General features: G+C 60.3%; 15 protein-coding genes and 3 pseudogenes. 8 read left to right on the top strand and 10 right to left on the bottom strand.

Annotation, left to right across the window (positions count from 1 at the left end; translation table 11 throughout):
• Positions 1–169 precede the first annotated feature (169 nt).
• Positions 170–478 carry a hypothetical protein gene (locus tag Q0105_RS06165; RefSeq protein ID WP_298209847.1) on the top strand — a complete coding sequence of 103 codons (309 nt, stop codon included), beginning with the start codon at positions 170–172 and terminating at the stop codon, positions 476–478.
• A gap of 371 nt (positions 479–849) precedes the next feature.
• Entirely contained in the window at positions 850–1,071 is a 222-nt protein-coding gene (locus Q0105_RS06170) for a hypothetical protein (protein WP_298209849.1), read from the top strand.
• A 642-nt stretch (positions 1,072–1,713) separates the two neighbouring features.
• Here the strand turns inward: Q0105_RS06170 and Q0105_RS06175 are convergent.
• Entirely contained in the window at positions 1,714–2,628 is a 915-nt protein-coding gene (locus Q0105_RS06175) for a hypothetical protein (protein ID WP_298209851.1), read from the bottom strand.
• Positions 2,629–2,665: 37 nt separating this feature from the next.
• Positions 2,666–4,327, bottom strand: a complete 1,662-nt coding sequence (locus tag Q0105_RS06180; protein WP_298209854.1) for an AAA family ATPase — start codon at positions 4,325–4,327, stop codon at positions 2,666–2,668.
• A gap of 513 nt (positions 4,328–4,840) precedes the next feature.
• On the opposite strand from Q0105_RS06180, the pseudogene Q0105_RS06185 reads away from it, so the two are divergent.
• A pseudogene (locus Q0105_RS06185) lies at positions 4,841–6,106 on the top strand (IS66 family transposase); the annotation flags it as partial.
• On the opposite strand, the gene fabV reads toward Q0105_RS06185, so the two are convergent.
• Positions 6,103–7,299: an enoyl-ACP reductase FabV gene (gene fabV, locus Q0105_RS06190; protein WP_298209856.1), complete on the bottom strand. Its 1,197-nt coding sequence runs from the start codon at positions 7,297–7,299 to the stop codon at positions 6,103–6,105. The pseudogene Q0105_RS06185 and the gene fabV overlap by 4 nt on opposite strands.
• 87 nt (positions 7,300–7,386) lie before the next feature.
• Here fabV and Q0105_RS06195 point away from each other — a divergent pair.
• From Q0105_RS06195 to Q0105_RS06205, 3 genes and pseudogenes are all read left to right on the top strand, one after another.
• Positions 7,387–7,572, top strand: a pseudogene (locus Q0105_RS06195) (IS3 family transposase); the annotation flags it as partial.
• Positions 7,573–7,724: 152 nt separating this feature from the next.
• Positions 7,725–8,588 carry an alpha/beta fold hydrolase gene (locus Q0105_RS06200; protein WP_298209858.1) on the top strand — a complete coding sequence of 288 codons (864 nt, stop codon included), beginning with the start codon at positions 7,725–7,727 and terminating at the stop codon, positions 8,586–8,588.
• 238 nt (positions 8,589–8,826) lie between these two features.
• A complete protein-coding gene (locus Q0105_RS06205; protein WP_298209860.1) occupies positions 8,827–9,684 on the top strand; it encodes an IS66 family transposase in 858 nt (285 codons plus the stop codon).
• Between the two features lie 29 nt (positions 9,685–9,713).
• On the opposite strand, the gene yfcF is transcribed toward Q0105_RS06205, so the two are convergent.
• From yfcF to Q0105_RS06235, 6 genes are all read right to left on the bottom strand, one after another.
• A complete protein-coding gene (gene yfcF, locus Q0105_RS06210) occupies positions 9,714–10,337 on the bottom strand; it encodes a glutathione transferase (RefSeq protein WP_298209862.1) in 624 nt (207 codons plus the stop codon).
• 227 nt (positions 10,338–10,564) lie between these two features.
• Positions 10,565–11,746: a Wadjet anti-phage system protein JetD domain-containing protein gene (locus Q0105_RS06215; RefSeq protein ID WP_298209864.1), complete on the bottom strand. Its 1,182-nt coding sequence runs from the start codon at positions 11,744–11,746 to the stop codon at positions 10,565–10,567.
• On the bottom strand, positions 11,743–15,168 hold the full coding sequence (locus tag Q0105_RS06220; protein ID WP_298209865.1) for an SbcC/MukB-like Walker B domain-containing protein: 3,426 nt from the start codon (positions 15,166–15,168) through the stop codon (positions 11,743–11,745). Before Q0105_RS06220 ends, Q0105_RS06215 begins: the two co-directional genes overlap by 4 nt.
• 13 nt (positions 15,169–15,181) lie before the next feature.
• The gene (locus Q0105_RS06225; protein WP_298209866.1) at positions 15,182–15,874 is read right to left on the bottom strand and encodes a DUF4194 domain-containing protein; all 693 of its coding nucleotides are present in this window, start codon (positions 15,872–15,874) and stop codon (positions 15,182–15,184) included.
• On the bottom strand, positions 15,871–17,337 hold the full coding sequence (locus tag Q0105_RS06230; protein ID WP_298209867.1) for a Wadjet anti-phage system protein JetA family protein: 1,467 nt from the start codon (positions 17,335–17,337) through the stop codon (positions 15,871–15,873). Before Q0105_RS06230 ends, Q0105_RS06225 begins: the two co-directional genes overlap by 4 nt.
• The gene (locus Q0105_RS06235) at positions 17,319–18,176 is read right to left on the bottom strand and encodes a WYL domain-containing protein (RefSeq protein WP_298209869.1); all 858 of its coding nucleotides are present in this window, start codon (positions 18,174–18,176) and stop codon (positions 17,319–17,321) included. Before Q0105_RS06235 ends, Q0105_RS06230 begins: the two co-directional genes overlap by 19 nt.
• Positions 18,177–18,745: 569 nt before the next feature.
• Here Q0105_RS06235 and Q0105_RS06240 point away from each other — a divergent pair.
• Both Q0105_RS06240 and Q0105_RS06245 read left to right on the top strand, forming a co-directional pair.
• A pseudogene (locus Q0105_RS06240) lies at positions 18,746–19,408 on the top strand (ATP-binding protein); the annotation flags it as partial.
• Between the two features lie 188 nt (positions 19,409–19,596).
• Complete coding sequence (locus Q0105_RS06245) at positions 19,597–20,064, top strand: MarR family transcriptional regulator (protein ID WP_298209871.1); 468 nt, start codon at positions 19,597–19,599, stop codon at positions 20,062–20,064.
• Here the strand turns inward: Q0105_RS06245 and Q0105_RS06250 are convergent.
• A partial coding sequence (locus tag Q0105_RS06250; RefSeq protein WP_298209873.1) for an amidohydrolase family protein occupies positions 20,065–20,483 on the bottom strand: 419 nt, incomplete at its 5' end.

Here is a 20,483-nt window from a genome sequence, read left to right on the forward strand (position 1 = left end):
GGCCTCTTCGGTGGCAAACCAGTCAAGAAATTCGTTCCAGGTGCGGGGGTAGTCCTGTCCAGGAGTTGGCGTTAGCATCTGGGTTTCCATCCAGTTATTTTGACGTCACTGGAGCTAAATAGATACCCCTTATATTCATCCAGTACACCAACACCCCCGGAGAAGCCTCATGGAAACCATCGAGTCCACCTACACCGTCACCCTGCGCGACTACCCCGAAGAACTGCCAGCCAAAGAGCGCATTGCGGCCGAGACTCGCTACGCCAAGGCATTGGAAAAGCAACTGGGCGGCCCTGAACAAGTGGCAGCGGCCCTGGACACGCTGAACAACTTGGAAGAGTCGCCCCCTGAGGTGGTGTCTTCCGGAGATCTCACCTTGCTCAAAGCCTGGGGCAAGGCCAGCACTGCCGCCAAGCAGGCGGGGTTCAGGGATCTGGGGGAAGGGGATGGGGCGTACTTTGAAGTACGGCTGGGATGAAGATCGAGATCCACTACCGCTGGCGGGTCAAGTCTTCAGCGGGCAAGTGGTTCAACACCCGGCACATTGCCACCGAAGAGTCCATTCGCAAGCAGCATCCGGAGGCCACTCCGGTTGAGGGCTCACGCGCTGAGCAGCTCGTGCTGGATCAGCCTGCAGAAATGCTCGCAGCCATGCCCAACTCTCGAAGGCCCGACTTGTCTGTATTGATCTGGCCGTGCACGATTCCTGGTCGGAATAGACGTATTCCACTCAAGGGGTTGCCCCGACAACTACACCGTCACGCAAGACGGTAGCGACTGGGTGGTGATGCTCAACCACGAGTTCTTGATGTACCGCGGGCCTGGGCCTGTTCGGATCGAGGCGACACCATGACTACAACCTCCCCCTGGAACTATCCCACCTTGCTGTGTACGCCACCCTGGAAGATTGAAGGGGTGATTCCGACCGAGACGATATTGCCGCTTGAGCCGGAAGCGTATGCCGTCATGCAGGAGGGGGAGACCTGGCGGGTGACGATCAAACACTCGGAGGAGGTGATTTATGAGGGGTCGGGGCCTGTGGAGGTTGAGGGGTCGCCTGCGCCGTTTTGAGGGTGGCGGATGCAATGGCTCGCGTTGAGCTGCAAGGACTCCTTTGCAGCGTTATGTACAGCGTTCGATTATGAGTAGCCCAGCGGGTGCTCTTGCGAGATTTCCCTCGTGCGGGGCACGCGCCAGCGCTACGAAGCTGTCCATAGTTTCGTCATGCTCGAAGGCGCCGAATGCGATAAATCCTTGCTGAGGATGCGCGCCGCAGCTTCATCTCCAGAGTGCGACGAGCCGTTCCAAATTCGGGGATTTGATTGGCCCCTGTCGGGGTAGGACCTGTCACAGCGGGCGATTTCGCTTGGGACGGTGTGCCATAGTCATTGCGTCGGCGGCTATCGCGTGACAAGACTGTTGGACTTCGGTCTCGAATCGTCGGAAATCAAACCTTATGTGCACCGCATCCTCGCCTTTGACGCCGGCAACGCCTGCATTCACGGGGCCTGCAGCCTGACGGCGGTGGACACCTGCACATAACTGAGCACTGTGCATAACGCTGCTTATGGATAGCTCTCCATAAGCACCGATTGCGGCCGGTCGCGAGCAGTGCTCTGTCCGGCCGCTCCCGGCCAGGAAGCCGACGTTCGGCCAAGCCGCCCTCGGCCCGCCCACTGGGGTGTCTGCAGACTTGAACTCTGCGCCGCGCCCCTAGACGACCTTCCCCGATTCCAGTTCTCGAAATACGTCAAGAAGGCAAAGGCCTAGCGCTCTGTCGGGAGCCGCGCCCGGCGCAAAGCCAAGGACTAGCTCGGCTGGCCATACAGCCTTTTGCACCGCCAGTGGGTACTCCTTGAATCGGTTGTAGTTCTCCATCAGATCGAAGATCTCGCGCGCGTACCACCCGTATCTCTGCTCAAGCTTGAATGCCTCGATGTGCGCTTGAGCTTCAACATCCGGAGGCAGGAGCGCAAGCTGAACATCTGCGACCTTGCCACCGATCTTCGCCGGGATTGAGCCCTGCGCGCTGAACTTGATGCGGCCATTCGGCAAGGCGGAGCGAGGATGACGAATACCCTTGCCGAGCGGGTCGAGGGCAAGCTTCACCCCGGAATTGCATTGCCCGCAGCAAGGAACAAGATTTCCGAGAGAAACGGCGAGGTACGGATAGTTTGACTTCGGGAGGAAATGGTCGAGTGGCGGCCGAAGCGCAAACGTCTTCTTACCGGCGGGCATGTGGTAGTTCACGTGATGAAGCTGGCAATACGGACAGATCCGGAGGCCAACCTCTTGCACCAGCTGGTACGCGCCCCATGCCTCGGATTTCTTCGAGAACGTGTCGTAGTCGAAGCACTTCTCAACAAGCAGTACGGCCGCCGCGTCCTTGGGATTGCTCTTCCATGCCTTCGATGAACGGCTGAGCTGCGCCTGCGAATGGAAGTGCACAAACTGCGTGCGGACGACCTGAACAACGTCCGTCAGTTGTTCCGGAGCGCCAGTGAGAATCGTCGTCAGATTGTCGCCGAGGTACTTGAGAAGGTCGTCGATATACGGAGGGTACTTGGCGCTTTTAGCGAGAGCCTTTTTTGGCCGGGCCTCATTGAATCGACTCTCCAGTAGTTTCAAGTGACTCGTCTTTGCACTAGCTGTGATTGCCTTCAAGTTAATCAAAGTTGCCTCCCGCTTCGCCGCGGCGCGACAGCTCGTTGGTCAGGTAGTTTCGAAGGCGATCGTCAGCGATGTTGCTAGCCAATTCAAGAGCCACCTCCGCACGCATCGATCCTGATTTTCTGTTCCGAATGTGCTCAACCAGCGACTCCATCAGTCGACCTGCGTGCTCCCCTTGAAACTCGCGCACCCCGTAGATGTAGTCGAGCATGTCTTTCGGTCCGTATCCGAATCCATTCACCATCTCACCGCTTTTGACGTTAAATAGACGATTTGGCGGCGCATCGGCGGCGACAATGAGCGAATGTGTCGATAGGACAACATGCAAGCGTGAGGAGACTTCCGGATATTGTCCAAGGAACGTCAGGAGGTCTGTGATGTAGCGCCTTTGCCAAGCAGGGTGCATGAACATTTCGCCCTCGTCTATGAACAAGAAGGCTGTGCGCCCCGCCTGCAGACGCATCATTGCATTTGCCAATGATGAAAAAAGCATCAGGAATGCAACTTGTCCGCTACTAAGATTGCGAAATGACCATGTGACCAAACCTAGTCGAGTGAGTTGGTGCAGGTAGTCCCAGTCTCTATCTAAAAAGTGGTTGGATCGTTCAGCTAGCTCACCAAGCTTTGTTTGCCGCCCAAGACCGACCATCAGCATAGGCAACTCGACATCGATGAAGTGGAAGAGCGTCAATGGATCTTGAAAGTCCATGACGCCCATGCTGAAACTAGTGGCAAGGAAGCCTATGACCACGTCGGTCACTTTCTCCTTTACTTCTTCATCGATCAGAGCACTGCCGTTCCGTTCATCGAACAGGTTTAGCCTGTCCGCCAGATGCAACAAAACTTCCGCCGCATTGCGAATTCCCCCTTGCATTGCAATCAGTAGTCCGACCACTAGGGCACGTTGCGCACGTTCATTGAGAAGCTGATCCAATCTCGCTAGAGATCGCCTTTGCTGATCCTGAAGGTAGGGCAGTTCGGAATTCTTGTGTTTCAGGTATGGGAGGATCTTTTCTAGGACTGAGCGTAAAGAAGGGACGCGCCGATTCATACGGACTTCGGCGATCTTGATGAACTCAAAATCTTTAGGCAGGTTCCCAAATGACCGAAGCAGTGCTCCCCCCTCGAAAGGATTTGACGGCGAGAAGCTCGGGGTGACGTCAAAGAACCCTTCCGCCTTTAGCTCTCGCCGCTTGGCGGACTCGAATGGCGAGGTGCTGTAGAAGACTGCGCCGAATTCATGGCCGACGCTTCTGACGTCAAGCTCCCGGCCGTTGAAAACGGCACGGATGCGTCTCTTTAGAATCGATCCGGGGTCAAGGTACAACACCCCTCGCGATGCGAAGATCAGAGCGATACGTCGCTCGCCCTTCACATTCGATAACGTCTTGCATGCTTCTAGCATCAAGCGCGTCTTGCCCCAACCGTTCTCTCCATAGAGAACCGTTAGTGAGGCAACGCTTGCTTTCGTATCGCCTGCCGCTCTAGCCTCCAACGGAGTGATTGCCAACAAGACATGTTCGTCCGCAGTCCTGACCTCAGACAAAGGGGCTAGCGAGAAATCAAAGCGATCTGATAGCGGGATCAACCCGACACGATCCTTGAGAGGAAGCAGCATCGCAAGGATGCCTCCAGCGGAGCTTTCGTGTTCGTTCATTGTTCGTTAATGGTTTTGTGGCAACTCTCATCCCTTGGTGCATCTCGCTGTCGCCTCACGGCATCAGCGAGCGCCAGCTGCTCACTGCTAATATAGGCCGAGACGCACAGAGCACGGACGTGCTACCTGAAATTCGGCTCTTCGTCGCCAGCTCGCCAGGATCGGGGTCAGGCTTCCAGATGCCCGGCGATGATGTTGCATACCTCGCCCTAACGTTGCCACGTCAATCGCGCACCCAGCACCATAGGACGAAGGTGGCGCGTGAAAGAGTTGGTTCGGTAGATGTCGAGTACTTGCGCACTGACGTGCCCAATCCTTCTCCCCGGAGGGTATACGTGGAAGGATGAGCTTGGCAGCGGCACCATCCGCGCTGCAAACGTGGACGCCGTGCATAGCGACACGCGCAACAGCTATCTCTACTTTGGGACAAAGCTGGCGCGGCTGCTATCAGACCGCATCGTTTCCGAGAACAACTATCACCTCTCCACAAGGGCCACAGAACAGGCAGGCCGCCAAGACAAGCAAGTCCCCAAACGCGCACCCCTGCCAGCCAACCTGCCGCGGCGCGAGATCCGCCACGAGCCCGAGTCCACCACCTGCGCCTGCGGCTGCCAGATGAAGCGCATCGGCGAGGACGTGGCCGAGAAGCTGGACTACGTGCCCGGCGTGTTCACAGTTGAGCGCCACATCCGGGGTAAGTGGGCTTGCGCGAAGTGCGAGACGCTCACCCAAGTCCCTGTCGATCCTCACGTCATCGACAAGGGCATCCCCACCACCGGGCTGCTGGCTCAAGTGCTGGTGGCCAAGTACGCCGACCACTTGCCGCTGTACCGCCAGGAAGCAATCTTCGGCCGAGCCGGTCTGGCCATCCCGCGCTCCACTCTGGCGCAATGGGTCGGCTCTTGCGGCGTGCAGTTGCAGCCACTGGTGGACGCAATGAGGAAGGAGCTGCTGCAGCACCGCGTGCTGCATGCCGATGAGACGCCGGTGGCCATGCTCAAACCAGGCACCGGCAAGACACACCGGGCCTACCTATGGACCTATGCCACCGGGGCCTTTGAGAACGCGAGGGCGGTGGTCTATGACTTCTGCGCGAGCCGCGCTGGCGAGCACGCTCGCTCCTTCCTGGGCGCTTGGAAGGGCAGCCTGGTGTGCGATGACTTCAGCGGCTACAAGGCCCTTCTGACTGCCGGCGTCACCGAGGTGGGCTGCCTGGCGCACGCGCGCCGCAAGTTCTTCGATCTGCACGCGGCCAACCAGAGCCAGATTGCCCAGAGCGCGTTGGAGCAGCTCGCCCGCATCTACGAGATCGAGCGTGAGGTCAAGGAGCTCAGCGCCGAGCAGCGTCTGGCAGTCCGGCAGGAGAGAACGAAGCCGGTCCTGGACGCCCTGCACAAATGGATGACGCTGCAGCGGCGCAAGGTACCCGACGGATCGGCCCCAGCCAAGGCGCTGGATTACAGCCTCAAACGTTGGGCCGCACTCATCCGCTTCGCAGAGGACGGACATTTGCCCGTGGACAACAATTGGATCGAGAACCAGATCCGGCCCGTCGCCATCGGCCGCAGCAACTGGCTGTTCGCTGGCAGCTTGCGCGCGGGCCAGAGGGCGGCAGCGGTGATGAGTTTGATCCAGTCGGCGCGTATGAACGGGCATGACCCGTATGCGTACCTGAGGGAAGTGCTCACGCGCCTGCCCACGCACAAGCAGCGTGACATCGACCAACTGCTGCCTCACATCTGGCAGCCTTCGGCCACGCCGCATAGCGCATTCGTTTAAATGTTGATGACGTTGGGTATCTGCACATCGGTACAAACGTCGGCCTCGTAGTCGACTCCTTCGATCCCGAACCCGAACAGGCGCAAGAACTCCGATTTGTAGCCGGCGAAATCCGTAACCTCGTCGATGTTGTCACTGGTGACCTGATGCCAGAGCTGTTGCACGCGGCCTTGAACTTCCTGATCGAGCTCCTTGTCGTCTGCGCGCAGACGGCCCTCGCTATCCATGCGCGGCGAATCGCCGTACAGGCTGTCGCGGTAGAGCCCGTAGACCTGCTCGATGCAGCCCTCGTGAGTACCTTGCGCCTTCATGACCTTGAACAACAGTGATAGGTACAGCGGCATCATTGGGATGGCGGAACTCGCCTGGGTGACGACTGCTTTCAGCACCGATACGCGAGCGTCGCCCCCATGAACGGCCAGACGGTCCCGGATGCCGATGACTCGCCGGTCCAGGTCCTTCTTGGCCGCACCGATGGAGCCGTTCCAGTAGATGTCGCGGGTGATCTGCTCGCCCAGGTAGGTGAAGGCGGTGGTCTTTGCGCCGTCGGCCAGCACACCCGCCGCCTCCAGCGAGTCGATCCACATCTGCCAGTCCTCACCGCCCATCACCGCCACGGTGCTTTCGATTTCGTCCTGCGTCGCCGGCTGCAGAACGGTCTCCTTTACCACCTTGTTGTCGGTGTCAAGGCTGCGCACGTTGACCGCCTTGCCGATTGGCTTCAGCGTTGAGCTGAAGACTTCACCGGTTCGAGGATGCGTGCGTCTCGGTGCAGCGAGGCTGTAGACAACCAGGTCAACCTGACCCAAATCTCGTCGGATGACATCGATCGTCTTCTGCTTAATCTCTTCAGAAAAACCGTCGCCATTGATACTCGCCGCGTACAGGCCTTGGGCGGTGGCGGATTGGTGGAAAGCGGCCGTGTTGTACCAGCCGGGCGAGCCGGGCTTGCCTTCAGTGCCGGGGCGCTCGAAGAAGACACCGAGCGTATCGGCACCGCTTGCGAATGCAGCGGTGATCCGGGCTGCAAGTCCGTATCCAGTCGATGCACCGATTACTAAGACCTTCCTGGGCCCCTGGCTGATGGCGCCGTTTGCCTTGACGTATTCGATCTGCTGCCTGACATTCGCACCGCAGCCCACAGGGTGAGTTGTGACACAGATGAAGCCACGCATACGCGGTTGGATGATCATGAAGAATTCGTTTGTGATGTCGAGCCGGGGAGAATACCGCAGCCAACACCCAAGACTTCAACCTGACTTCGCTGCGCGCTTACCATCTGGGGGCGACTGAAAACGGCCAGCGTGCATGGGCAAAAATTCGCCACCCGTGAGCAGGCAGGGCAGGCGGTGATGGACTGGATGGCCTTCTACAAGCACCGCAGGCTGCATTCAACGCTGGGTTACGTCAGTCCGATGCAGTATGAACAACGCTGGTACGAGGCACAGCGTAAAAAGGCCGCGTGAACCGTGGGTTAAGAACTCCACGAAACAGGGGCAAGGTCAGGGAACGCGGCAAGCCCATTGAAGAAGTTCTTGTAGGCCCGCTCCAGGTCCCTCAGGGCGTGCAGTCAAGCACGCACTGGAAACATTACAGTCACCTAAGGAGCCTTATCTTCATGTATTCCTTGCGAAGCCTTTGTCTCATCCTACTCTTGATGGCAAGCCAGGTTACTTGCTCATCGGCGCTGGCTATCGAAAGTTTCGCGACTATTCCTATAAAGACAACGGGTCCTACTGGCGCGACCGTTCAAGCGGAGATGCCGGTGACGGTCTTCCAACCCATTGGGCAAGGACCATTCCCGGCGGTTATCCTGAGTCACGGCAGGCCAGCCCTTCTGCTTCGGCAGACCATGGGCCGCGTAAAACTCTCTTCAGTCGCCACTGCATTTTTAGGAGAGGGATTCGTTGTCATTGTGCCCACACGTATCGGCTATGGCATGGCGAAAGGGCCAGATGTAGAGGACTCGGTTTCCTGTGAAGAGCCTCGCTACTCGGATACCTTTGCCGCTTCTGCCGATCAGATTGCCGCCGCTGCGGCCTTCGCCCGAACGCTCCCTTATGTCGACCCCGAGCGCCTCCTCTTGGTGGGACACTCCATGGGCGGGGCGGGAACGATTGCTGCTGGAGTGCGGAATCTGCCTGGGGTGCGTGCAGTTATTAGCTTCAATGGTGGGCAAGGTGCACGATTGTCAAATCCCGGAGAACCTTGCCGACCGGATGTCTTGCTGAAAACATTTGCAGCGCTAGGGAAGGTCAAAAGCCCTGTCCCACAGCTGTGGATTCATACGGAGAATGACCGACAATTCTCGGCTGCGCATGCCAGAAGTTGGTTCTCCGCCTTCAGCGAAGCGGGTGGGACGGGTGAACTGAAAGTATTCCCTGCCTATCGAGACGACGGCCATCTGTGGTTCCAGAACGAGCCGATCGCTTGGCTGAGCACAGTTCGGACATTCACAGCGGCTAACGGACTTCGTCAATGAGTGCCGGGGCTCAGCGGACAATTGACCTTGTCCCACTACTAGACCTCTAGTACCCCTCAGCAACAGATTCCGGATACCTAGGGTCAGTAGAACCTAGCATCTCGCCGTCTGCGCGCATCATGACTGTTGATTTCCACGTAGAAGTGACCCCCTGGTGGGTTACGGTTACATGGAAATCAACAGTCTGAGTCTTGGAGAATGGTGTGCACGATGGGTTGCGTGCACACGATGTTGCGAGATGGAGAAAGTCACTTCAAGATGGGTTCACCGCGTGCTTACGTTCGTGCTGGGAGCGCAGGTGCTGCACGCCGATGAAACACCGGTGAGGATGCTCGACCCTGGAGCAGGCAAGACCATCAAGGCCTACATCTGGGCGTATGCCCGAGGCGAGCACGACCACACGCCTGGTGTGATCTACGACTTCTGCGCAGGTCGGGGCGCAAAGTATCCAATGGCGTTCCTGCAAGGCTGGTGCGGCACCGTCACCTGTGACGACTACAAGGCATACGACGCGGTGTTGCGCACAGAAGGCCGCACGGAGGCTGGATGCCTGGCGCATGCGCGCCGTAAGTTCGATGAACTGGCCAAGGCCCATGCAAGCCCAGTGGCCGCACAGGCCATGCAGCGCATGGCCGCGCTGTACCGGATCGAGCAGCAAGCGCGCGAGATGACAGCAGCGGATCGACTTGCACTACGCCAGTTGCACGCACAGCCGCTGTGGGACGAGTTGCACGTGTGGCTGCGGCTGGAGAGAGCCCGCGTGGCGGACGGAGGGGGTATCGCGGCTGCCCTGGACTACAGCCTCAAGCGCTGGGAGGCGCTGGGCCGATTCCTGCACGATGGAGACGTCAGTATCGACAACAACCACGTCGAGCGCATGATGCGCCCATGGGCGATGGGACGCAAAGCGTGGCTCTTCTGTGGCAGCGAACTGGCTGGTCAGCGGGCCGCCATGGTGATGAGCCTCGTGCAGTCGGCCAAGATGCATGGGCACGATCCCTGGAGATACCTCAAGGACGTACTCGAACGTCTGCCTACTCATCTGAACAGCCGCATCGAAGAGTTATTGCCGCACTGTTGGCAGTCTGTGGCTTGAACAACTGTGTGGCGAACCCAACGGCATATTCAGAGCGGCGGTCGATCCAGCGCCAACCACCGTAAAACTGATGGTCGCTCGAACTGACGCGCCGCGTAAACGGCCAGTCGTTTGGGCACGGGATCGCCGTGCAAAGCCAGGCGATTCAGCATGAGAGCCAAATCGACGTCCGCGATACACCATGACCCGAACAAATGCGTTTCTCCCTGCTCAAGGAGCCTGTCTGCCAAAGAGAATAACTTCTCCGACGCATCAACCGCGGCGTGGGAGAGTGCCTCCCCAGTGCGACCATAAAACACGACCTCCGTCGAGCGCTCTACCCTGATAGGCATAAGGTCGCTCCGCAACCAAGCTTGAACTTGGCGGGCTCGGGCACGGACTCGCGGCGACTCGGGATACAAGCACATGCCCGGGAACACCTCGTCCAGATACTCAGTGATCGCGGACGACTCAGAGAGCGAGAAGTCTCCATCAATGAGTGTCGGCACCCGTTGAGTCAACGAAGTCGCGGCATAGCTTGCAGTACGGTTCTTGGCGGTCGCAAGATCCACTGTCCTCATCTCGAAATCGAGTGTCTTCTCCTGCAACGCAACGAAAACGGACATGGCGTACGGACTTGCGAACTGGGCATCAACGAAAAGAGTAAGAGTCATGTTGTTGGCTTCGCTCGGATCTCAGCACACTAGCATACGCAAAGCGATCCAGGCCCCTCGAAAAATGACTGGCCACCGGACCGCAAGCGCGATGACTGATGCCGCAGGGGCGGTGACCCCACGCGAGCGGACGCCACAGTCAAGGTGGCGCGCCCGGCCGCTTACGGCGCATCTCGCTGAGATCTCGGGGCACGACGGCGTAACGGCTGTACACGTCGTGCCATCTACTACTCCCGTTCGAGCGCTTCCTGTTCTGCAACGAACCCCGCCTCACATATCGCCTGCCCCAGTTCGGGCCATCCTGCCGCACAAGCAAAGTGGCGAATGCGCGCCAAGGTCCGTGTCGAGGCTTTGACTCGCATGTCCAGTGGCACATCCGTTGGTGACATCCCATACGGCTGCAGGGAAAAACCCGCCCCCCGCGCTACAGCTGCAATCGTCGAAGCGATTCGAAAACCTCCCTCATCAACGTCACCCCAGTGATAGATCGGAGTGGTCAGCGGGAGGCTCTCCAGAAGACGCCCGTACATTGCTCGCCAAGCTGGAGAAGGCATGCCCGCCGTATAGATCTGGAGTACCTTGTCGTCTTGCCGGCGTTTGGCCTCACTGTGAAACGTGGTCTTGTTCTCGATGGTGATGACCTCAGTGACCAAACTGCGTGCTCCCAGAATGGTTGCCGCCGGTAGTCCCATGTAGGGCGCGTCAATCAAGCCGGTCGAGCGATCCCGCGCGATGTGCACGTGCCCGGCCAGTAGTACGGGATGCTCTTCCCGGAACAGGCCCAGTTCCTGCCAAACCTGGGCCGCAGCCCTTGGGCTGTCCTCAACGCTGCCACTCAGCAGGATGTCAAGTTGAGGTGTGAGTGCCTCAATTCGCTTGCTGTCTAGAAACAGTCGAGCACTGAATTCACGCACCGGGGCGGCAATAGCGTCCTGGCTACGTGCAGCGCAGGCCCGAACTGTCTTGGCCGCATCGATCCAAGCGCCCGCGTCCTGCGGGCCCAAGCCGCGTATCTTTGCCATGCCAGCCCAGAGTTCAATTACGTCCAACATTACTGGGAACTCTGCTTTCAGCGGCTCCAGCTGCCCAATGGTCTTTGACAATTGGTCCGCATAGGTGCTGCGCCCAAGGAACCGAGCCAGTGCCTGGACGTCCACTAGGTCAATGCGCTCAATCAATCCATCCTTCGGATTTAGCTTGTCACGCTGCAACGTCACGGCGCCGGCGTCGCGCGCTGCCAGGAAGGTCTCATCACATTCCTGCTTTTGATGCCAGCTCCGCAATTCCCTGTAAGGCTTTAGGTGCATGGCTGTCAGCGCGGGTGCGCGCGCACGGGCGCCGGCAGCGCGCTTGTCGCCGGCATCCAACAGTTTGGCCAACAGGTCCTTGGCGATGGTGCCCGCACTCATGGGGTGGCATCTGCAGGTTGTGCAATGGACTCCTGGCGGACGGCCAACAGCTCAGCTTCCAGAAGCTCAGGGTGGTACTCCCACATATCCTCTCGGAACTGCTCCCGCATGGCTTCACTAACCCGGCGCTCCTCCACGTGGATCACATGGCGGGTTTCGTCCTTCATGATTTCGAAGTAGCGGTGCAGGAATGCAGTCAGCGTAGGCAGGTTCTCCCCTGGACTTGCCAGCAGCACCTGCAGACCGAGCTTTTCCAGATAGCGCATGGTGGCCACGATGTTGGGCGTGTCCATCTTGTCAAAGGCTTCGTCCAGCAGGATGAGCCGCAAACCATCCTGGTTGTTCTCATCCATGCGGTAGGCCGAGGACAGCGCTGCGCCGGCGATCACGTACAGCGGCGCGCGGTGCTCGCCACCGGAGCCGGGGCCAATGCGCTTGCTCAGGTGCCCGACGGTCTTGGTGACACCGGTGACCGGGTCGTCGGTTTCAATCTCGATATCGAACTCGAAGAACTCCCGATAGTCATCCAGCGGGCTCTTGACCGCGGCATTGCCGGTGGTGGTTTTCTCGCGCAGCAGTTCCGCGAACTGGGCGGGGATGTCCCCAGGCTCGCCAAACAGCCCACCATCGGCACCGAAGTCGGCGATGTTCTCGATGAACTTCTTCAGTGGCATGAGGTCTGGGCGCACCTTGGCCTGGAACTGGTACCGCTCCCCATTGGTGAAGGCGGGGGAGGCCTTGAGCGCATCGTTCAAGCGCTTGAAGGTGGTGGTTTGGTACTTGAGGTTGGCGTGAAGGGCCAGCGCCACGTCCTGACGGAAGGTGTTCTGCGAGGCAAGGTAAGCTTCCTGCGCCTGGTCCTTGTACTGGGGTAGCTCCGTGTTCTGCAGCCTGCTGACTTGCTGCTCCATCCATTCCTTGGCTTTGCGCCAGTCAGACGTCACCTCATCGCTGATAGCTTCGCGGTGCTCCGTGAGGAAGGTCCCCAGCAGTGTCTGGGCCGGGCCCAGGTGCCGCGTCATGGCGGTGTTGCAGCGCTTGGACTGGGTTTCGCACTGGTCGGCCATGGCTTGGTAGTTGTCGCCGTGCTGCTCCAACAGCGCGTCCCAGCGATCGGAAGCGAATTCCGGGTCATAGTCGGCATGTCCACGGCAGGTGTCGTACATCGTCCGCTTGCCCTGGAGCTCCTGCAGCTTGGCGGCGCATTCCTTGGTCAATCTCTCCAGTTCTGTCTCGGCCCGCACAACGGCGTCACGGGCGTCGCGGGCATCCTTTGCCAGCTGAGGCTTGCGCGCCTGCAGCGCCAGTAGCTTGGCGCACAGTGCCTGGTACTCTGCACTGGTGCTGCCAGCGATACGTTGTTGGGCGAGTTCTCTTTCGGTGAGCGCTTCGCCCAGCTGGCGGGCAGATCCAAGCAGGAGGCGCAGGGTCTCAGGGGACGCCAAGCTCTGCACCGCCTGGCGGATCCTGTCAATGTCGCCCTGGCGCCCCTGAAGGTCGGCGACCTGTTGGTTCAGTTTGCGGGATTCGGCCCTGAGTCCGTCGACCTGGCCCTTGGCGCCGGCGCCGATCTGCAGGTCCGCTTCCGGCACTAGGCGCAGTCGCTCAAAGTCTCCGGGCCCTACCAGCATGCCATCCAGGGTCAGGGTCCGCTCGCCACGCAGCGCCTCTTGGGCGGAATTCGCGCGTTTGAGGTTGCCCAGCTTGCCACGCAGGTAGGCGACGGCCACCTGGTTGCTGCCCTGTATCAGGCTGGCCACCGTGTCGGCCGCCGGCTGGGCATGGCCTAGCCGGGCTCGGTCGGAGCGCACGATCTTGACGCCGTAGATGCTGCGTTTGCCCTGCAAGGACTGGTAGATGCCAAAGGCTTTTTCCTGCTCCTCCGAGTCCCGCAGCAGAATGGCCTCCACGTTCTTGGCCAGAAAGGCTTCGATCGCTGGTTGCCATTTGGGATCGGTCACCTTCACCAGGTCACAGACCGGGGTGGGGTGCAATCCGTGGTCCGCGAACTCATGCATCAGTAGCGCCGTAGGGTTGCTGACCTGCGCGCGGTTGGTATTGGCGCGCGCCATGCCCAGGCCGATTACTTCGAGACGATCTTTGGCAAGACGAATGTCTTCCTTGACGATGTCGAATTCCTTGCCCAGGTGTGTAGCTGCAGCCCGTAGGGTTCCCCCCAGACCTTGGACTATCTGTCCCAGCGCCTCTTGGTCGACCTGGTTCTGCTCCCACGAGAACGCGCCAAGCTGCTGGGCGGCCTGCGCAAGCGCGGGCTGCCACTGGGCCAGCAAGTCGTTGGAACTGGCGTTTTGGAGCAGCTGTCGGAAGCTACGCAGTTCCGCCTTCAGCTCTTGTTCCTGGCGGGCGGTTTTTATCTGCGCCTGCGCCAGATCCTGCTGAGCGCCCGCGTTCTCGGCATGGTCCGCATGGGCACGCTGAAGGCCTGTCAGTTGTTCTTCTTCGCGCGTCCAGGCTGCCAGTGCCTGATCGGCGTTGCTGCTGGCCTTGGTGCACTCTTCGAACACGCCCTCTTGGTCAAACTTTTGCCCCGTCAGCATTTCGTGGGCCGCGTTGCTGAGCTCGTACGCCGCAGAGGCCTGCAGTCCCGTCCACGTGGCGGATTTGCGAGCCTCGGCCAGTGCCGCTTCAAAGTTCTTACTGACCTCCTGGCCTTGCTTGATTTTGAGCTCGACGCCCTCGACCAAGAGGTTGATCCGCTTGAAGGTCTCCACCAGCTGCTTGAATCTGGCGATGTTGGTGGGGCGGTCCTCCAGCACGTCATTGCGGACGATCTGGTCCACCGACTTGGAGAAACTCATACGCAGCGCGAAGCGGAAGGCGCGCGCAAACGCGTCGTAGGACGCCGGGCCCGCCTTACCGCGCAGCATGAACAGCACTTGCTTGACATAGCTGGCACCATCGTCAAACAGCGGTTCCTCACCAGTGACCTTGGATTGCTCCAGTAGCCGGTGGCGGAAACTGCTCCAAGGCAGCGGCATGGTGGCGCCGTCCACCGTCTGCAGGTGCTCGGACATACTCAGCTCAACGCCGCGGATGACGTAGCGCCCCAGCACCTTCTCCGCCTCATTGCTCAGTGAGGCCTCAATGCACACACCCATGGAAACCGGCTCATTGGTCTCGGTGTCGCGCCAGATCAGCGTGATGTAGGTGGTGGCCAGCGGCCGCGCGCACTGTTCAATGGTGTCGCCATACTGGCCCAGGCAGTAGGAACGCAGGGTGCGGCTTTGCTGGTGGGATTTGTTGTCGGCCTGTGCATTGAAGTGCATCTGGTTCTTGTTCGCGCCCATCATCGCGATCTGCACCGCATCGAGCGCCGAACTCTTGCCGCTGCCGTTGCGGCCGAACAGTCCGGTGATTTCTTCCAGACGGAATTCTTGCTGCTCGTACAACAGGAACTGCACCAGTTTGATGCTCTCAAGCCGCTTCATTCGTCATCCCCTGGTTGTCCTCGATCGCTACTAGCTCGCCGGCTGCACCCTCCACATGCGCCTCATCCTTGGCTGCGCCCCACTGCGCCAGCCGAATCAGGGCCGTCTCGCCCAGGACGTCGACGATGGCCGGACGGATGGCCACGCCACCGGCCGACTGCTCCTGCAAGGCGGTGAGATGGCCGCTGTCACCGTCTTCCAGGCGCCGGGCGATACCCCAACGCTTAACAGAGCGCAGCAGGGTGTCGAGCTCGCCGCGGGTGGGAAGGTCGCGCCCGGTCATGAGTTGGAACTTCTCCTGTAGCTCGATGTAGTCGCACAGGACCTCGCCGTCTTCGGTGAGTCCGCCAGCGCGCACGCCTTCGTCGTACAAGCCGCGCAGCACCAAGGCAAACAGTGTCTGAGCCACGGTCGCAGTTCCCGCCTTGGCGTGCCGCGGGAGGGCCGTGACATAGCGCAGCTGCCGGTTGATCGACAGGGAAATACCCAGCGGCGCCAGCACCTTGGCGAACTCGCGCTCATAGAGGTCAAGGATTCCATACGTCACCCGGCTGCTGCGGTCGGAATGGTAGATCACCTGCTCAGCCACCAGCCGGTAGGCGGCGGTCTCGAAGTCTTCGACGGTATAGACACCATCTAGCCTGCTGGCCAGATCTTCCCAGTCCCGTGGGTTGCTCATTTGGTCTCCCTGTTTTTAGTCTGGCGCTTGCGCCAGCTCAGTGTGAATGGCTTGCCGCTCAAATACGGGTGCTCGGCGGCTTCGTCGCTGGTGTAGCGCAGCTCCATGCCCGGGGCCGATGCCCGACCTTCCATCTCCAGTCTGGGGATCCGGGAGTTGGTGGCCATGGCCACGCTGGTCAGGGCCTGGAAGGCGCGCAAGTCCTCAATGGATCCGCAAGGCAGGGTGTCGCTGCCGGCTGCGGTCGTATCCTGCAGAACCTTCTCTGCATAGGCGCGCAGCTTCATGGGCGTGATGGACCGGCGCTCCTGCGCGCGGCGCACCAAGTTGCCGATCGCGCGCGTTCGGTCGGAGATGATCACCTGGCGCAAAGGCGTGGGCGCCAGCCGCGGCACCTCCTTGCGTGGCTGGGCCAAGCGGGCGCCGCCCATCAGGGTATCCGGCGGGAACACGGGGGCGACATCAATCTCGGGATTTGCAAGCAGGCGGTCCATCGTCTGCCGGAGCAGGTTGTCGATGGGGCGTATCGCGCGCAGCTTGTATTCCAGGAAGGCCAGCGCGCGCCGATTGGCGACCCGGATCTCTTCGTCCAGGCGCTCCAGGTACTCCTCGATCCGGTCAAGCTCGTACAGGCGCTGCAGGTCGCGCTGGAATGCGGCCTGGCCCTTCTTGTCATCCCCACTGGAGAGGCGATTCACATACCAGTCCAGCAAGCGGCTGCGCTGCTCTGGCTGGGTATCGATGTCAGTGACAGCGTCCAGGATCTGCTGGCGCTTGGACAAGGGGTGCTCCCGGGTGCGCAGCTCTTGGTAGTCCCCAATGAAGACCTCCTGGACGTAAGAAGTGAAGAAGGACCGCACGTACTGGGCGGTGGTGGGCTCGGCGCCGATGGCGGCCATAAGGTCGCGCACATTGGTGCTGGTGTTGCGGATGTAGACCAACAGGTTGCGGCATTGCTCGGCCGCCTCGCGCAGCAGGTCGCCGCTGGCTTCGCCCTTGTGCACCTGGGCCACGGCAGCATCTATCGCGCGGATCTTGCCGGAAACGAATACCGGGCCCGTCTCCGCAAAGTTGATCAGCTGGGTCAGCAACTGGCCCACGGCCGGCGCCATGTTGACGGTCTTCTCAATGCCGTACCTCTCCAAGCGGAACCATCCTGCATCGACCAGGCGATTGAAGATGCCAATGGCCCGGATGTTCAGTGGCGTGTCGGGCTGATCGCCGGACTCGGGCTGCCATTCGTCGGCGTATTTGAGGTGGTCCTCGATTTCCTGGATGACATCGCGCTGCAGGAAACCGTAGCTGGGCGGCAGTGGCGCGTCGGGGCCGAAACGTCGGCGGTGCAGGTGGCACAGAAGTGCCCAGTAGCCGTGGCGGTTTTGCGAGGCTAGGGGCCCGAAGAGGCGCTCCGGGATGCGCTGGAACAGCGCCATGGAGGCGGGGGTTACGCTGGGAACAGCCATTTGCGCACCTCCGCGACGTTCTCCACCGCCAGTTGGTACTCAGGCGGCAATTCCTTGGCCACGTCCAGGGCCAGCCGCAGTTCTTGGACCAGGTAGGGCAACAGGGCGCCGCGGCAGCTGTGCACGCGCGCCGCAGTCCCCTCGAAATACTCGCTGCGGACCAGGTCCTGCTGGCCAGGCGTCAGCTTGGGGTGTGCCTGGATGCGCACCTTCACCACAGCGTTCCACTTTGTGTCTTCTGCGACTGTGGATTCGGCCTTTTGGTCCAGCATGGAAAGCTTCGCGATACGCCCCAGCACGAAGTCCCGGAAGTCACCGGTCTCCAGGCAGTAGCCACGCATGTGCCAGCGCCGACCGGCCTGCACCAGGCTGTGCGGCTCTACGGTGCGCGAGTGTGGCTCGGGTGTGCGCATGGACCGGTAGTCCAGGCTCAGGCGCGTGCCCTGCTCGATTGCCAGGCGGATGCGGGAGAAGGTATTGGGGTTGACCTGGGAGAAACCCCACGGAGCAACGGTGACGGGTCCGGCACCTGGGACAAGGTCGGCGTGGATGTCCGCTTCTGCAAGGTAGGCGGCCAGGGTCAAGTCTGATGTACCAGCCTTGAGATCGGCCTGGGCCTTTTTGTAGGCACCAGGGGTGACAAAGTAGGATTTACTTTTACTATCCCACTCAAACCAGTCAGGGGTTTCTTCTCGAACTTCTCGAAGAAGCTGACTCACTCGAATGCCGCTCAGTCCGAGGACGTCCATGAGTCGACCTCGGCTCAGCCGCCCTTCCCATAAAGCCATGCGACGCATGACCTTGTAGCGGTTTTTCTCGAAAAGATTGGCTGAACTCATCAGGCTGGCATTGATAGTGTATAAAAATATATCATGTAGAAATATATACCATCTGGAGATGGTGTGCTACCAGGATGGGTCGGCCAATCGCTCCGGGTAGACGAGTGTTGCTGCCGACCGAAAATTGACAGTCTGAAAGGTCTGGTGCCGATCCAAAATTGACAGGGGTACGCGGTCGATTTCTGGTCGGGTCGTTAGGCAGAGGGGCAAATGTGCGTGTTCACACAGCCTTGACCAAGCGCGATCGCTTGTGCCGCCCGTCGCCCAACGTCCGGTATCGGCAACCGCAGACAGTGGAAAGCGCCAGCCTGACCGTCCGCACCCAGCCTTGAACCGACATTGTTGATTTCCACGCAAACCTAACCCAATCAACACTCAAGGCGAAATGAAGTACGCGGAGCGACCTCAATGTGCTGAATAGCTTGGAGTGAGGGAACATCGAACCGGTCGGCATTGAACGAATTGCGAATCACTGCCGACTCTAGAAGAACTTTTTTGCCGAACGCGATGCCCATTCGCATTTATTAGCCAAAATTATGATCCATTCTCAAATATCGACGCGGATTACAGGAGGATCTCCGCCACGCCCTGGCGAAATATCCCTGGCCCACCAGGGCGTGCTTTTTTTGGATGAACTCCCCGAATTCCCCAGGGCTGCGCTGGAGGCCTTGCGTGAGCCGCTGGAGACCGGCCACATCACCATTGCCCGCGCGGCGCAACGGGCCGATTTTCCCGCCCGGTTTCAAATGATCGCGGCCATGAACCCCTGCCCCTGCGGCTACCTGGGCTCCACCCAGCGCGCCTGCCGCTGCACGCCCGACCAGGTGAGCCGCTACCAAGCCAAGCTCAGCGGCCCGCTGCTGGACCGCATTGATCTGCATGTGGAGGTGCCCGCCCTGCCCACCAACCAACTGGTGCAGGCACCTGCGGGCGAGGCCACGGCCACGGTGCGCGCCCGTGTGGAGCAGGCCCGCGCCGTGGCCCTGGCCCGCCAGGGCAAGACCAATCAGGCACTGCAGGGCCAAGAGATCGACACCCACCTGCGGCTCGAAGACGCCGCCGCCAAATTTCTCAATACCGCCGCCGCCCGCCTGGGCTGGTCAGCCCGCAGCACGCACCGCGCGCTGAAGGTGGCGCGCACCATTGCCGATTTGGCGGGCGCCCCCACCACCGAGGTCGGCCATGTGGCCGAGGCCGTGCAATACCGGCGCGTGCTGCGCAGTCCGGCGTGACAGGTGCCCCTTTTGAATTGGGTATGAAATTGATAGCACTTTCCACTTGGCAGATAAGCGCCAAAGCTTGACATTTGTCAAAGCCAATGCACGGAACAACTGTTCAATATTGAAACTTCTCACCAGACAACGAGACGGCCCCGGCACAATCCCCCTCCATGCTCAGCGCCCGCCCTCGCAAAAAAACAATGCCTTCCACTGCTCCTGCCGATGCCTTGGCGCCCGTTATCGATCGGGTGGACACCAGCTTTTTACGCACGCTGGTCGGCTACAACGCGCGCCGCGCGTCTTTGTCCATCATTGAGCTGTTCATGGAACGCATGGCGGTGTATCAGCTGAAAGTGGTGGACTTTTCGGTGGTATCGCTGGTGGCACACAACGCGGGCATCACCTCACGCCAGCTCTGCGCCGCGCTCAACGTGCTGCCGCCCAACATGGTGGGGCTGATTGCCGCGCTGGAGCGGCGCGGCCTGATAGAGCGCCGCCCGCACCCCACCGACAGGCGCGCCATGGGCCTGCACCTCACACCCGATGGAGTGGATTTGATCGCACAGGCAGAGCAGACCGCCTCGCAGCTCGAAGTGGACGCCACCGCCAGCCTCACGGCGGCGGAACGCAGAACGCTGATCCAGCTCCTGCAAAAAGTGTATGACTGATCAGGCGGCAGGCTGCGGCTTGCCCAGCCCCAGCAACCGCACCGCATTGCCCTTCAAGATGCCGGGCATGACCTCGGGTTTGAAGCCTGCTTCCTGAAAGTCCTTCATCCAGCGCTCAGGCGTGATGAGCGGGTAGTCGCTACCGAACAGGATGCGGTCTTTCAGCAGCGTGTTGGCGTACTGCACCAGTTGCTTGGGGAAATATTTAGGGCTCCAGCCCGACAGGTCGATCCAGACATTGGGCTTGTGTGTGGCCACGCTCAATGCCTCGTCCTGCCACGGAAAGCTCGGATGCGCCATCACGATCTGCATGTCGGGAAAGTCGATCGCCACATCGTCCAGGTGCATGGGGTTGCTGTATTCGAGCCGCAGGCCGCCGCCGCAGCGCATGCCGCTGCCGATGCCGCTGTGGCCGGTGT

It is taken from the genome of Acidovorax sp. (assembly GCF_027492855.1).
Classification (GTDB): Bacteria; Pseudomonadota; Gammaproteobacteria; order Burkholderiales; family Burkholderiaceae_C; genus Acidovorax.